The sequence below is a fragment of the Desulfovibrio intestinalis genome, assembly GCF_014202345.1.
Lineage (GTDB): Bacteria > Desulfobacterota > Desulfovibrionia > Desulfovibrionales > Desulfovibrionaceae > Desulfovibrio > Desulfovibrio intestinalis.
In genome coordinates, this window is record NZ_JACHGO010000001.1 from 525928 (window position 1) to 540412 (window position 14485).

Here is a 14485-nt window from a genome sequence, read left to right on the forward strand (position 1 = left end):
ACTCTGTTTGTGAGGATGGCTGAAGAAATATTGCGAATTTGTACAAAATTCCATCGCACAGAGTGAGGGTGGATAGAAAAACAGGAGCACGGTCACACATGGACAAAGAAGAATTATCCTCGTCTTGGGCTATACTGAAAAGATTGCTGCCAGTGGTGATCTGGGGATTGTTTTTCTGTGTTGTCATATGTTCTTTCTATATGAGCTATGATCTAAAAATTTCAAGAGAATTTGGTTTCATGTTTGGCCTTTTTGCACGATACTTGGGCTATTTTCTATTCGCGGTTGTCATCATAATTCTATTGAAGATTTTGAGTGTTCTGAAAGAAATTGATCTGCGCATGAAGCTTATTGAAGAAAGCATGCTGGAATTGAAAAAGAGAATTGATGTGTACCCATTTGCTGATGAGGACAATATTGATTTGCAGCGGTTCGCGGACGAATGGGCTTTGGCGGCTCAGGAAGCGGGAAGGGCGCGGCAGGAATAAACGCAGTGTTTTGCGGGTGGTCTACTGCCCAGTAATAGTGTTTGATATTTTGAAATTTTGTGCATTGGGCCAGCGAGATTTTGTCACCCAGAAGCCATAGTGCTGACACAACAAAACAGGTTGATAATTATAAGGTTAATTCATTCGGCAGCCCCAAGCCGAAACCTCTCCTGCAGGCACTTCACCTCTATATCATCTCCTTTTCCTTCCCCTCAAAAAAAGCCGGTCTAAGACCGGCTTTTTCCAGTTTGTCCGACGGGTTCAGGCCGCGCTGCCCCAACCGGAAACAATAATGAGCATTCCGGCAAGAGCGATTACGCCGCCGACCATATCTGTAGTGGAGAGAGAAATTCCGTCCACAAACTTGAGCCACGAAAGAGCCGTTATAACGTACACGCAGCCGTAAGCCGCATATACTCTGCCGCTGGCCGCAGGGTGCATGGTCAGAAGCCATGCAAAAACGGCAAGGCTTAATGCCGCCGGAACAAGCAGCCAGGGCGAGCCGCCTTTTCGCAACCACAAATAGGGCAGGTAGCAACCGACAATTTCAGCAATGGCAGTCACCACAAACAACAAGAATGTTTTTAAAATCATACGGCTTCTTTGGCATAAATTGCGTTTTGCGCTGTTGACGAAACCCCTCGCAAGGCAGCATGCCAGAACAAAAGCCCAAGGTCGAGAGACGCTCTGCTGCAATAAGCTACGCTGTTACTCATGCGGTATTTGGTGGGCCAGAAAAACCCTCACGGCCCGCAGGGTGCGGATCGTGAGGGTAATATCTGCATTGTCATCTGCAGATGTAATCATTTGTTATGCGTGAATATTTTTTGATAAACCCGTGCGGGCATCAGACCTTGCGGATACGCACTTTGTACTTGCGCAGAAAATCGGCGGGAAGGTAGGTCATTTTGGCTTGGCGCAGGCCTTCTTCGTCCAGATCCTGTGCACGGTTCATATAGGTGAACCCTGCTCCCGCGCGCCGGGCGAAGGTGCAGTTGATGGTCTGGTAAACGCCCTTGAATCCGTTAAGGCCCTTTTCGTAGTGAACACCAAGGCTTTCGCCATCAAGGTCTTCACCAACACTGAAGGCTACCATTTTACCATCCACATAGAGCGAACCGCCCGTGAGCCCCTGAAAGCTGTTCCAATGGCTCAGCACGCGGTTGATGGCCTCATTTTCGGCCCTGAGGGAAGGGGACTCTTCGCATTCATGCCACTGGCACCAGTCGTCCTGAACTGCCAGCACATCTTCCACCATTGCATCATCAAGGCTGTGATAGTCCGGTTCGCCGTAGGTTTTGACGTAGCTGTTATAATGGTTGCGTTTTTTGTGATAGCGGTTACCAGGCAGCTCTGCCAGCTCTTCCTGCTTGTAAAGGTATTCCCATTGCCCGCGGTCTTCGTCAGCATCTACAAGGCCGGGCAGATGTTCCTGCCAGATGTACAGCAGCTTTTCCGGCACGCGTACCACGTCATGTGCGTTTTCGTTGAATGAGCAGGGCAGAAGGCTTTTCCAGTCAACAGCGTTCCAATCGCCCACCGGAGCCCAGCAAATGGGATATGGGCGCATTTGGCGTATCCAGCAAAGATTGTCGTCAAAGCACCACTCAAGACCGTAGTAGTCCTGCCAGCCCCAGAGGTTGGCCAGGGTATAGTCCAGCGAACGCTGAGGGGTACGCTGCCAGAGCTCATAATACCGCTGACTGTCATCCAGACTTACGGGGGAAAAACTTTTGCTCACAATACTCTCCTTGGAAGGGGCCGCGCGGGGATCTGCAGCTTCTGACAGGGTCAGACCTGGTGCGGCTGGCGGCTTCGGCTCATGGCAAAGCGCATCCAGTCGCGGCGCAGCACCACATAAAGCATGATGCTGGTTTGCAGGCATTGGGAAACAAGCATGGCAACAAATACGCCAGAGGCAGTGCCCCAAAGAACATGCCCAAGCAGCCAGCCTAGGGGAAGCCGCACCAGCCAGAAGGTGCCGCCAAAAATCATCAGGTTGTACTTGGTCGCTCCCGCCCCTGTCATGACGCCGCCCATGACGGTGCTGGCAATAGAAAAGGGGGTGGAGAGCAGGTTATAGGTCAGGTAGTTTACAATCTGGGCCTGAGTGCCCGGTTCCTGAGAAAGCAGCACAGCAATATCCTGCCTGAAAGGCCAGAGCAGGGCTGCAATGAGACTCATGCCAATGGCCGAAACAGTCACCATTGTAAGAGCAACTTTTTTGGCTTCTTCGGGCTTGCCAGCGCCAAGGCTGTTGCCCACAAGAACGGCCACGCTCATGTTAAACGCCATACCGGGCAGGAACAGCAAGGCTTCTACTCTCAGGCCTGCGGTGAGTCCGGCCAGGGCGTTGACGCTGTCAAAGGGCAGAGAGGCCACCAGAACAAAGAGGGTCAGATAGCCCGATTGCCAGACGATCTGTGCGGCTCCGGCAGGTAGGGCCACTTTGAGCAGATAGGGCAGGCCTGCTTTGAGCCAGCGTGGTGTGGGCAGGGTTCGGCGTTGCAGGTAGCCAGAATGCATAAGCAGGGCGCAGTTGCAAATTGCGCCAAGACACTGCGAGCCTACGGTGGCCCACGCCAATCCCATATAGCCCCAGTTGGGCAAACCAAACCAGCCCAGACCAAAGCCAAGGCAGGCCAGCAGGTTTACCACGCAAACAATGGCGGCCACCCAAAGAGGAGGAATAACCTGCCGCGTGGCACGAAACATAACGCCTGTGGCTGCATAAACGTACTGAGCGGGCAGTGCCAGCATGCCGACCTGCCAAAGCTCTTTTGTGAGAGGCATGATGCTGTCTGGCACCATAAGCATGCCCAGAATGGCATCTCCAAAATACCAGCCAAACAGCGCCACCGCAAAGCCCAGAGCAAAACACCCCACAACGGTCGTGCCCACATAACGCTGGGCACGCGCCACCTTGAGCGCCCCAAGCGACTGGCTTACGGCGGCGGTGGCTCCACTGGAGATGGCCATGGCAACCACCATGAGCAAGATGCCGCATTGGTTGACCATGCCCAGAGCAGCCTGGACTTCGGCGCTGATTTGTCCTGCAACCCACACTGCTACCAAGCCCATGAAGAACACAAGGTACATCATGAGCAGCTGAGGCCATGTGAGGCGCCATACGGCACGGGGAGATGTGCTCAGGTCGGGTTTAGGTCGACTCTGAGAAGCGGACAGACCGCGTTGTTCAGTCACGGCAGAATCGCAGTTCCGTCACGGCAGTCCGTTACGAAGTTATATGTGGCTAGAGCAAGTTACGAATGAAATGAGTCAATCGTTCTGCAAGGTTTTGCGTGCAAACTCTTGCCACGAAATAGGCGTAGGCGAGCGTTGCTCGCCTTAACGCGACTATTTTACGTTCAAAAAGCTCTAGTTGAGTCCTTCAAGGCAGCTGACCAGGTCTTCAAGAGATTCACGTCGGCGGATGAGCCTTGCCGTGCCGTCGCTCTGAATGAGCACCTCAGCAGGCCGTTGGCGCTGGTTATAATTCGAACTCATTGTAAATCCGTATGCGCCCGCGTCAAGTATGCCGAGCACATCTCCTTCACATATTTCTGGGAGTTCACGATCTTTTGCAAGAATATCACCGCTTTCGCAGATGTTGCCAACCACGGTCTGCACCATCTCCTTGCGGGGATTGCCGTCGGCCTTGCCATAAATTTCAACATCGTGGAAGGAATCATACATGGCGGGGCGCACCAGCACGTTGAAGCCAAGATCCGTGCCCACATAGCGCTTTTCGCCATTATTTTTCACTGCATGCACGCTGCCGAGCAGTACGCTGCATTCTGCCGCTACATAGCGGCCCGGCTCAACAAGAAAACGTCCAGTATAGCCGGTTTTTCCTGCCCAATCGCTGATAAGGGCATGCAGGCGGCTGCCCAGTTCGGCCATGTCCAGCCGGGGTTGTTCTTCATACTTGTGGTAGGGGATGCCAAAGCCGCCGCCGAAGTCGATGATTTCAAGAGCTTTCAGCGCGCTTTCGGGCAGTTGTTCTGCCATGTGCAGCAGCACTTCCGCAGCGTTGAGGTAACCTTCGGCTTCCATAAAGAGCGAACCGATATGCTGGTTGATGCCGGCCAGGGTCATGTTGTGCTTTTTCAGCAGGGCGAAAACTTCGTCCATTTGGCCGGGGTTGACGCCGAATTTGGTTTCCTTGCCCGCAGTCACAACCTTGGCGTGGTGGCCTGCGCCGATACCGGGATTGAAACGTACCATAACCTTGCCGCCCCAGTTGATGGCGCCCAGGTCATCGAGTTGCGAAAGTGAGTCCACGCTGACCAGCAGATTGTGCTTGAGGGCATTTTTCAGCTCTTCGCGCGAATTATTATTAGAGATATAAAGGATCTGTTCAGACGAGAAGCCAGCAAGCTGGTCCATATAAAGCTCACCGGGGCTCATCGCGTCCACAACCAGACCCTCTTCGCGCACCATACGCAAAAGAACAGGGTTGGCGTTGGCCTTGATGGAGTAGTTGACGCCAAAGCCAGGGTGTTTCGAAAGACCCATGAGGTCGCGGCAGCGCTGGCGCAGCACATTCTCATTATACACATAAAGCGGGGTGCCAAAGGTTTCGGCCAGTTCGCGCGGGGTGTGGCGACCGTAAAATTGCAGATCATCAGTATAGCTGGAGCGGATGTCGGACATAAATACCTCTGGGGATAGCTCAAAAATTTCTGGTGCCGCCCGTGCCCGGGCAGTAATTTACCTTGGGGGGTGTAATTTATAATTATCCCGGTCAAGGTGCGCACTGTCAAGTCTTGCCCCGCCTGTAAGTGTTCGTATGGCAATGTTGGATTGACATAAAAAGCCTGCCGTGTTTTGCTTTCTTTTTTGATAACGGGCGCTTTTCATGCGCTTGTGCCGTTGGGCCGTGCAGATGGAACCATGCGGCAGGGCACCCGCCAAACCGCCCACAAGACTATCCTTGGAGTATTTATTATGCCCATCAAAAAAGGCGATACGGTGCGTGCGCACTATACGGGAACCCTGGACGACGGCACAGTGTTCGATTCCTCGCGTGAGCGCGATCCCCTGGAGTTCGTCATGGGCCAGGGCATGCTTATTCCTGGTTTTGAAGCCGCCGTTGAAGGCCGTGAAGCCGGAGAAACTGTCACTGTGACCATCGCTCCCGCCGAAGCCTATGGCGAAGCCGATCCGGAGCTGATTTTCACTGTGGCCCGCGCTCAGGTGCCGGATCACATTCCCCTCAATGTCGGCGTACCCCTGCAACTGTCCAACGAGCAGGGCCAGATGGACGTGACCATTACCGAAGTGACCGCTGACGAAGTGACCCTTGACGCCAACCATCCTTTGGCGGGCAAGTCCCTCACATTTGAAATCGAGATCGTCGGCGTCAAATAGTATGAGACGTCAGGCCGGCGGGCGACAGTCTGCCGGCCTTTTTTATAAGGCTCTGCCGAATGCGGCAACACGGCAGTTTTACTGCGCAGCTTTTCGGCAGATGAGTTTCAGAACGATTTTTTTGGTGCGTCATCCCCCTTTTAGACGCGAGGTTCGTACATGAGCAGCAAGTCCGCCCGACACAGTGCCATTCAGGCTATCACCACCTACAAGCCTGAAGCGGCCCCCCTTAATTTTGCCGATACCAGGCCAACGGATATTTTTGGCTGTAACGTTTTCAATGACCGTGTCATGCGTGAGCGTCTGCCCAAGAGCGTTTATCGCTCCCTGCACAAGACCATTGAATTTGGTCAGCGCATGGACCCCTCCATTGCTGATACCGTGGCGGCGGTCATGAAGGATTGGGCCATTGAAAAAGGGGCTACTCACTTTACGCATATTTTTTACCCGCTCACCGGGCAGACTGCCGAAAAGCATGACAGCTTTCTCATGCCTGACGGCTCCGGCGGGGTGATTGCCGAATTTTCCGGGTCCATGCTCATTCGAGGCGAACCTGATGCCTCGTCCTTTCCTTCCGGCGGCCTGCGCTCCACCTTTGAGGCGCGCGGCTATACGGCGTGGGACGTGACAAGCCCTGCCTATATTATGGAAAACCCCAATGGCACTTTTTTGTGCATCCCCACCATGTTCCTTTCATGGACTGGTGTGGCTCTGGACAAAAAAACACCGCTTTTGCGTTCCAGCCAGGCGCTCAACCGCGAAGCCAAACGTGTACTGCGGTTTTTCGGGCAGGAAACAGAACTGCCTGTGGTGGCCTACGCCGGGCTTGAACAGGAATATTTCGCCATTGATCACAACTTCAACTTCGCCAGGCCCGATATCCAGATCGCGGGACGTACCCTCTTTGGTGCGCGTCCGGCCAAGGGGCAGGAGTTCAGTGACCAGTATTTTGGCGTCATTCCCCAGCGGGTGCTTTCCTATATGATGGAAGTGGAGCGCGAGCTTTACAAGCTGGGCGTGCCTGTGCGCTGCCGCCATAACGAAGTGGCTCCCAGCCAGTATGAAATCGCGCCTCTGTACGAGGTCAGTAATCTGGCCGTGGACCACAACCACATCATTATGTCCACATTGCGCAATGTGGCCAAACGCTATGGGCTCAAGTGTCTGCTGCATGAAAAGCCTTTTGCAGGGGTCAACGGTTCGGGCAAGCACGTAAATTATTCCATTGGTAACGCGGATCTGGGGTCGCTTTTTGATCCTGGCGAAACGCCTCACGCCAATGCAAAGTTTTTGGTGTTCTGCGCGGCCATGATCCGTAGCGTGCATAAGTTTGGCGGCCTTTTGCGCGCCACTGTTGCCAGCGCCAGCAACGACCACCGCCTGGGGGCGAATGAGGCTCCTCCGGCCATCATGTCCATCTTTTTGGGCGACATGCTCACCGAAGTGTTTGAAGCCTTTCGCGCTGGCCGCATCGACGATGCCGCCAACGGCAAAAAACGTGGGGCGCTCAACATTGGTGTGGACACCTTGCCGCCGCTGCCCGCCGATCCGGGTGACCGCAACCGTACAAGCCCCGTGGCTTTTACGGGCAACCGCTTTGAGTTCCGCGCGCTGGGTTCCAGCCAGTCCGCCGCTGGGTCCATTACGGCACTCAATGTCATGATGGCGGATTCTCTGGGCTTTGCAGCCGACTGGCTGGAAAGAGAAACAGGGCAGGGCCGAAGCTTTAATGAAGCTCTGGAATCCTTTATCAGTCATGTTATTGAAGAACATAGCGCCGTTATTTTTAACGGAGACGGATATTCCGAGATCTGGCACAAGGAAGCTGTACGCCGCGGCTTGCCCAATTTGCGTACCACCCCCGAAGCCCTGCCAGAGCTTGTGGCTCCCGAAGTGGTGGAGGTCTATGAAAAGGCCGGCGTGCTTAATAAGGCAGAGCTGCGTGCCCGTCAGGATATTTATGTGGAGCAGTACTGCAAAACTGTGCGCACCGAGGCAAACCTCGTCATCCGCATGGCCCGCACTATCATCTTCCCGGCTGCCATGCGCTATCAGGGGGAGCTGGCAAGCACTGCTGCCAGCATGAGGTCTCTGGGGCTGGACGCCAAGACCATAACCCTTGAGGAAGTAACCGAGCAGCTTCGCCAGATGCAGACGGCCACTGCGACGCTTGAAAGCGTGCTGGCCGATGTGGACGCTCAAGGTGTTGGCATTGAGGCAGCACGCCGCTATTGCAGCGAGGTGCTGCCGCATATGGCTACGGTGCGCAGCCATGCTGACATGCTGGAAACCCGTGTTGCCGATGACCTGTGGGCTTTGCCCAACTATCAGGAAATTCTGTTTGGCAAATAGTATTGCAGAGCTGAGCTTTGAACCCAAAAAGCAGATCATTGCTGATCTTGTAATTGGGTAAGCTGATTTCAATAAACTAGAACCCCCCGGCCATGGCCGGGGGGTTCTAGTTTTTAATAGCTGTGCCGCTGCATAGCAGGACATGCCAGTCTGTCAGATGTCTGCTGGTACAAGCAGTATCCGGCAGGGAGCCTTTTCGCAGAGTGCGGCAAGATTGCCGCGAATCCGTTCAAGACCTCGCCGTAAAGGGTTGGATGCGACGAGCAGATCATAGCCTTTTTCCATTTCCTGCCGCGTCTGTTCCACCACATTGCCGACCTTGGTGATGCACTGAATTTCTATGGCTTCTCCCGCAAGGTTTTTTAGCCGGGAAAAGGCCTTTTCCGCGCTTTTTTCTTCTTCCTGCTGCACATAGTCAATAAAGTCTGCGCGTGAGCCACTGCCAGAAAGCCAGTCATGCCCAACATAGTCATTCCACGTTGCGTCCAGCACGAAAAGGGCGGTCAACTGGGCGGAGTTTTCCTGTGCAATGCGCACGGCTTCCGCCGTCACGGGGCTGTCTTCATCAAGAAGCAGTAATATTTTTTTGGGGGCTGCCGTGACCATTAAGGTAGCGTGCCTTTTTCATGGTCCAGAACTATGATGGTGTCTTTGCCTTTCTTCACCGCAGAACCTGGTTTGCCGGGAACTTCAAGCACTTTACCATTGGCTTTGACACTTATATCCCTGGTGACGACCTTTTCTTCCATTACGTTGTCTTTCCATTTCTTTTCAACAACTTCCAGAGTGTATATGGTGTCGCCTTTTTTGACTTGGGAGCCTTTTTCAACCGCCACGGAAACAAGTTTTCCATCTTGACTGGCTTTTACTTTTACCGTGGGCACAATAAAGGCCATGTAGCCAAGCACGAAAATTACTACAAGCCCGGCGAAGATGATGGAGGCGATATCTTCATGCCGGTCATTTTTAAATACCGTCATTTTTTGCTTGTCGTTACTCATTGCATCTTCCTTTGACTAAAATGCGCCGGTTTTGGGCATGAACAACATAATGACGATGAGGGCCAGCACATACTTCGCCATACCCGCAGTCAGGCCAAGGCGCAAAGGCTTGCCGCCTGCTGCCTTGATTTCACGAAAGTCGATGTACGCTCCTTGACCCACAAGGCCGATGCCGAATATCCACTGCATGCAGTCACGCAGGAAATGCAGAGTCTCGGATCCTTCAGCGCCAAGCATGCCCAGAGAAGACAACGCGGTCATGCCAAAAAAGCCCAGAACGAAGATGGGGAACTTGGAGATAAGGATTTCTTTAAGGCTGATGCGCTCGGCTTCGCCTTCGCCCTTCCAGTACCAGACAGTGATGGCAAAGACCACGAAGGGGATACTGATGACGCGCACCACGTTCCACACTTCACCGTAAGCCACAGCGGTTCCTGGGGCGATCACAGGGTTGAAGGCAAGGCATGTGGCAAGTACCTGCCCTGAGTTCAGAATGCCCGTACCCACCCATGCGCCGTATTGGAGGTCTGACAGGTTAAGGGCTTTGCCGATAAAGGGGCTGATAAACATTGTAACAATGCCGAAGCCAAGAATAGTGGCTATGGCAAGGGCCAGATCAACAGGGCGGGCGCGCACACCGGGCGCAGCAGCCACAGCCGCGGAAACACCGCACACGCCGCAGGCTGCGGCCATAACCGCCGCCACAGACCGGTCAACTTTCCATAACTTGCTTAACCACATAATGAGGAAAACTGTGCCGAACACAAAAGCCATGATCAGCAGAGCAGCGCTGATGCCAAGCTTGAGAAGGCTTTGCAGGGTATACAGCGAACCCAGCATGATAACGCCCGTTTTTATGAAAAGACGGGTAGTACGAAAGCCAGCATCTGCCCACCCGGGAATTTTTCCACCAAAAAGCAAGTTACGGAACAGCATGCCCGCAATGATGGAAAGCAGAATATAGTTAAGGCTCAGCACTTGGACGGGCCAGCCCTTAATGCCAAAGAGCGTTATGCCGCCCAACCAGGGCACCACGTACATACGAAGTACGGCTAATGTGCCGACCATCAGTGCCAAGCCGGGAATAATTGCTATGATTTTACCCAGCAGTCCTTTGTCTTCCATTGTCTTCCTCCGGCATCATGCAGTGTTAGGTTATAAACATTTTTTCACAAACTTGTTGGGGTTAGAAGGCTAGGTCTTTGAACCGAGTAGCATGGGAAATCCGATAGCGCAAGTATCTTTATGGTCTTGATGTGAATGATTGTGGTGGGTTGGCGGCGAAATGATCAAGCCTGTGCAGGGTTCTTGATTGGTTGCACAACGATAATTTGAGGAGATTTATTGCTGAATATTTACATGGTTGCGGTTGCCACAGCCGCGTTCTCATGTCTGTGCTATTCAAAATGACTTGTTAATCTGGGCAAATTCGTTGGTATTTACGTAGATTGTGAAAGAAAAAATATGGCCGTTAATATACGGGGCATTCTGGATGCCATAGTTCCTCTCACGGTTTCTGACTGAAGAATTCACATAAACTTGGGCTTGATTGGATAGAGTATCTGGACATGCTTGACCGGATATTCGTGTAAATTTGTGTTGGAAGACATGCTTATGGCTGCGCGCTCGGGCAGGAGACGGTTTGCGAGAACACCTCTGCGCGCAGTTTTCGTATGCTGTTTGGAGAGCACTATGCTCTGGCTGGCAACGGGGTATTGTTCATGCATTTCGCATGTTGGCAGGAGAAGGGTAGGCATATCTACGTAGAGTAAATAAGAAAAATTAAATTTTTTCGTTTTCTGCTTGACAGCGAGGCGGCCATCACATATACACATTCCTCGCGATGGGCTGTCGTTCAATTGGCAGGACGACGGATTCTGACTCCGTTAATCAAGGTTCGAGTCCTTGCAGCCCAGCCAAAACACAGTGCGTCCCCATCGTCTAGCCGGCCCAGGACAACGGCCTTTCACGCCGTCGACAGGGGTTCAAATCCCCTTGGGGACGCCAACTGATTACAAGAGGTTACGCTAAAAACCTCACCAGATACCCGCAGGGGTTTAAACCCAGGGTTAGCTTTGAAAAAAGGCTGCATGAAAATGCAGCCTTTTTTGTATGTAGCCCCCCCGCTAGGCGGGGGGGCTACATACAAAAAAGCCCTTGGCACTTTTGCTGCCAGGGGCTTTTATCTTTGCCAGTTTTGCGGTTCTTTTTGTTGCCGTGTGGAAGGGCCGCTCCATAAACACAGGCTGTGTTTGACGGCGCGATCATTTCTCTCTAGTTTTTTACCGCACGCTACTACGCTACGGCTACGCGTGCGGGCTGTCTGCAATTTGTTACTGCTGCCTGCAAATTATTGGGGGCAAGGGCTTTTCACCAATCTGCCCACAGTTGTCATGTCGTTTTTATAAAACAAGCTCACAGGAGCGATTCTATGATCCAACACATCAAGAAGTTTAAATTATTTTCCTCTCTGATGGGCTTGTTGCTTGTTGCGGCAATTTCTTGTGAACCAGTACTTGCCTGCACGCGAACACTGTATGTTTCTGCTGATGGAAACGTCGTTATCACAGGCCGCAATATGGACTGGAAAGAAGATATGGGCACCAACCTGTGGGTCTTCCCAGCTGGCATGAAAAAAGACGGTGCAGCGGGTAGCCAGTCTGTGCGCTGGGTGTCCAAATACGGCAGCATTATAGCGGCTGGTTACGATGTGGGCACTGCGGATGGAATGAATGAAAAAGGCCTGGTGACCAGCATTTTGTATTTGGCGGAATCCGATTATGGCGCGCGTGACCCCAAAAAGCCCGTTATGTCCATAGCAACGTGGGCCCAATACGTTCTGGATAATTTTGCCAACGTTGCAGAAACGGTAGAAGCTCTGAAGAGCGAACCCTTTCAGATCGCCGCCCCCAAACTGCCCAACGGGGCCGCAAGTACGATGCATCTGGCTATTTCTGATGCCAGCGGCGATTCGGCCATTTTTGAATATATCAAGGGAAAGCTGGTCATACACCACGGTAAGGATTACACCGTCATGACCAACTCTCCCAGCTACGATCAGCAGCTTGCCCTGAACGCCTACTGGAAGGAAATAGGGGGGCTTGTGTTTTTGCCCGGAACCAACCGCGCGGCTGACCGCTTTGCCCGCGCCTCCTTTTTTCTGGAGGCCATACCCAAAGCGCTGGATAAAAACTATATTGCCGGAGTTCCAGGTAAAACATTCAACAATCAGGCGATTGCCAGCATGCTCAGCTTGCAGCGCGCGGTCAGCGTGCCGCTTGGCATTACAACACCGGGCCAGCCGAATATTTCTTCAACAATCTGGCGTTCTATCGCTGACCAGAAAAATTTGACCTATTATTTTGATTCCGCCACAACTCCCAACACCTTCTGGGTTTCTATGGACAGGCTGGACTTAAAGCCCGGCGCACCTGTGAAAAAGCTGACTCTTCAGGGCGGGGTAATTTTTGCTGGCGAAGTTTCTGGGCTCTTTAAAGAAGCAAAGCCTTTTGCTTTCCTTCCCGCCGGGCAGTAATAGCCGTAATAATGAGAATACGCCGTTTGTCGGCGTATTGAAAAAGCAACAATAATAAATACAGCACGCGCAGAACCGTAAAGTTTACGGTTCTGCGCGTGCTGTATTTTATATTCTGCTGTAATTAACTAGAACTTATAGATAAAGCTCACGTTGACGTTCCATGCATCGGTGGTGCTGTTGCCGCCCACCCGGCTGCCGTCAGTTGCCGTGTAGCCGCCCCACACGCCACGCGATTGATCCAGCCACAGGGCGATGTAGTTGGCTTCCACCAGCATGCGCAGATTGTCATATATCTGGTAGGTGGTGGTGACGCCAAATTCTGCCGCGTAGTCCTGACTGGTCAGATAGAGACCGTAGTAGTTGGCGGAATTAAAATCAGCCGAGCCAGTGCCCGTATCGGGAGTGAAGCTGGTGTGCCCGTCCACGCCCTTGGCCCCTTTGATGTACTTGGCCATTGACGGGCTGTTGGTGCCGCCAAGGATATTCACGTGGAAGGTCTGCTTGAGCTTATCAAAAAAGCTTACGTCCTTGACGCGCGCGCCCACGCCCCAGGTGCCTGCGAAGGTGGAGCCAATGAGGGTATCACGGCCCAAGGTCCAGGTGCCCAAAGTACCGAAGCTGGACATGGCGTTGGTGCTTTCATTGTTGGCTTCAACATTGGGCATGCGCTCTGAGCCGTTCTTGATGTTGTCGTCATCGCCACTGGAGTACCAGCCATATATGCCGGGCGTTCCCCAGTCGAGCTTGTATTCAGCCAGCAGTGCGCTGTACCAACCTTTACGGTTGAGGGCTTCCACGCCCGTATCGACCGCGCCATAGTTAAAACTGGCCGCTACGCGGAAGGGGTCAAATTTTACCACTTCACCTGTTATCCCCGCCCAAAGCACTGTGGAATAGGCATCGGCAAGCTGGCGGCCCACTTTTGAATCTTTGAGGGCATACACGGCGGGGGCCAGGCCCAAAGCGCCCGCGCCAGTGGAATTTTTGCCGTAAAAATCATCGCCCTTGCGAAACGTATTGCTGCCGAACATCCCAAGCATGGCCCAGGGCGTGACGTTCACGCCATCAAGGCGCACCGGGGCGCTCAACCCGAAAATGTCGAAGTTATCCAGATAATTCTGCGGGGATTGAGTGTCCCCGGCCCAGTTGTCGTTATAGGGACGAACCCAAAATGCCGACAGAGAAAGGTTGTCGTTGATTGGGGCGGAAGCCACAATGCCTGCTACGTCAGCATCGAATGCCTGTGAAGCTTCGGTAGTAAAGTCTGGCAAAAAGACGCGCTGTATACCCATGCGCACTTTGACGTTGGTTTGCGGTACAACCCAGTCAAGATAGCTGTGCTTGATCTTGACCACATTGCTGCCATCTGCACCCAACGCTCCGCCTTTGCTGGATCTGCCCCAGGTGACGCCGCCAATTTCAAAGTACACAGTGCCTGACAGTGATTCTGAGGCCACCGCGTCCAGTTGCAGGCGTACACGGGATTTGGCTTCAAACTGGTCTTCGCCATACCGCCCCCAACCCGTCACATGCGCCGCCTTGTTGCCGTTTACAGAGCGCCCCCGCTCTGTAAAATTGCCGCCGCTGCCGTATTCAAAATTCATGTTCCAGACGCCCTTGATCTTGAAATCCACAGCGTGGCTGGCGCTGACTGCTCCCAGAAGCATAGTTGCTGCAAGAAGCAGTGTGGTGAGTTTGCGTGTCATGAAAAACTCCTCTCCTCTCGTATTGGT

At 53.0% G+C, this 14485-nt stretch carries 12 protein-coding genes and 2 tRNA genes; 6 read left to right on the forward strand and 8 right to left on the reverse strand.

What is annotated here, in order from left to right; translation table 11 throughout:
- Window positions 1-98: 98 nt before the first annotated feature.
- Entirely contained in the window at window positions 99-488 is a 390-nt protein-coding gene (locus tag HNQ38_RS02305; protein ID WP_183717780.1) for a hypothetical protein, read from the forward strand.
- A 261-nt stretch (window positions 489-749) separates the two neighbouring features.
- Here HNQ38_RS02305 and HNQ38_RS02310 read toward each other — a convergent pair whose 3' ends face one another.
- The 4 genes from HNQ38_RS02310 to lysA form a co-directional block, all read right to left on the reverse strand.
- A complete protein-coding gene (locus HNQ38_RS02310; protein ID WP_183717781.1) occupies window positions 750-1082 on the reverse strand; it encodes a YnfA family protein in 333 nt (110 codons plus the stop codon).
- Window positions 1083-1335: 253 nt separating this feature from the next.
- Entirely contained in the window at window positions 1336-2229 is an 894-nt protein-coding gene (locus tag HNQ38_RS02315; protein WP_183717782.1) for a phosphatidylglycerol lysyltransferase domain-containing protein, read from the reverse strand.
- A 50-nt stretch (window positions 2230-2279) separates the two neighbouring features.
- Window positions 2280-3590, reverse strand: a complete 1311-nt coding sequence (locus HNQ38_RS02320; RefSeq protein ID WP_246387935.1) for an MATE family efflux transporter — start codon at window positions 3588-3590, stop codon at window positions 2280-2282.
- A gap of 276 nt (window positions 3591-3866) precedes the next feature.
- A complete protein-coding gene (gene lysA, locus HNQ38_RS02325; protein ID WP_183717783.1) occupies window positions 3867-5144 on the reverse strand; it encodes a diaminopimelate decarboxylase in 1278 nt (425 codons plus the stop codon).
- 294 nt (window positions 5145-5438) lie between these two features.
- Between lysA and HNQ38_RS02330 the strand changes: the two genes are divergently transcribed.
- Both HNQ38_RS02330 and HNQ38_RS02335 read left to right on the forward strand, forming a co-directional pair.
- Entirely contained in the window at window positions 5439-5861 is a 423-nt protein-coding gene (locus HNQ38_RS02330; protein WP_183717784.1) for an FKBP-type peptidyl-prolyl cis-trans isomerase, read from the forward strand.
- A 159-nt stretch (window positions 5862-6020) separates the two neighbouring features.
- Window positions 6021-8213 (forward strand): glutamine synthetase III family protein, encoded by a 2193-nt coding sequence (locus tag HNQ38_RS02335; RefSeq protein ID WP_183717785.1) that lies wholly within the window; start codon window positions 6021-6023, stop codon window positions 8211-8213.
- Window positions 8214-8366: 153 nt separating this feature from the next.
- On the opposite strand, the gene HNQ38_RS02340 is transcribed toward HNQ38_RS02335, so the two are convergent.
- The 3 genes from HNQ38_RS02340 to HNQ38_RS02350 are packed head-to-tail and all read right to left on the reverse strand — an operon-like array spanning window position 8367 to window position 10339.
- Window positions 8367-8819, reverse strand: coding sequence for a universal stress protein (locus tag HNQ38_RS02340; RefSeq protein WP_183717786.1), 453 nt, complete (start codon window positions 8817-8819; stop codon window positions 8367-8369).
- Window positions 8819-9214, reverse strand: coding sequence for a biotin/lipoyl attachment domain-containing protein (locus HNQ38_RS02345; RefSeq protein WP_183717787.1), 396 nt, complete (start codon window positions 9212-9214; stop codon window positions 8819-8821). The genes HNQ38_RS02340 and HNQ38_RS02345 overlap by 1 nt, the downstream gene beginning before the upstream one ends.
- 15 nt (window positions 9215-9229) lie before the next feature.
- Window positions 9230-10339 carry a YeiH family protein gene (locus HNQ38_RS02350; RefSeq protein WP_183717788.1) on the reverse strand — a complete coding sequence of 370 codons (1110 nt, stop codon included), beginning with the start codon at window positions 10337-10339 and terminating at the stop codon, window positions 9230-9232.
- Window positions 10340-11058: 719 nt separating this feature from the next.
- Between HNQ38_RS02350 and HNQ38_RS02355 the strand changes: the two genes are divergently transcribed.
- The 3 genes from HNQ38_RS02355 to HNQ38_RS02365 all read left to right on the forward strand — a co-directional run bounded on the left by HNQ38_RS02355 (window position 11059) and on the right by HNQ38_RS02365 (window position 12749).
- Window positions 11059-11133 (forward strand) — tRNA-Gln (locus HNQ38_RS02355).
- A gap of 11 nt (window positions 11134-11144) precedes the next feature.
- A tRNA-Glu gene (locus HNQ38_RS02360) sits at window positions 11145-11221 on the forward strand.
- A 424-nt stretch (window positions 11222-11645) separates the two neighbouring features.
- On the forward strand, window positions 11646-12749 hold the full coding sequence (locus HNQ38_RS02365; RefSeq protein WP_183717789.1) for a linear amide C-N hydrolase: 1104 nt from the start codon (window positions 11646-11648) through the stop codon (window positions 12747-12749).
- A gap of 128 nt (window positions 12750-12877) precedes the next feature.
- Here HNQ38_RS02365 and HNQ38_RS02370 read toward each other — a convergent pair whose 3' ends face one another.
- Window positions 12878-14458, reverse strand: coding sequence for an outer membrane homotrimeric porin (locus HNQ38_RS02370; protein ID WP_183717790.1), 1581 nt, complete (start codon window positions 14456-14458; stop codon window positions 12878-12880).
- Between the last annotated feature and the right edge of the window lie 27 nt (window positions 14459-14485).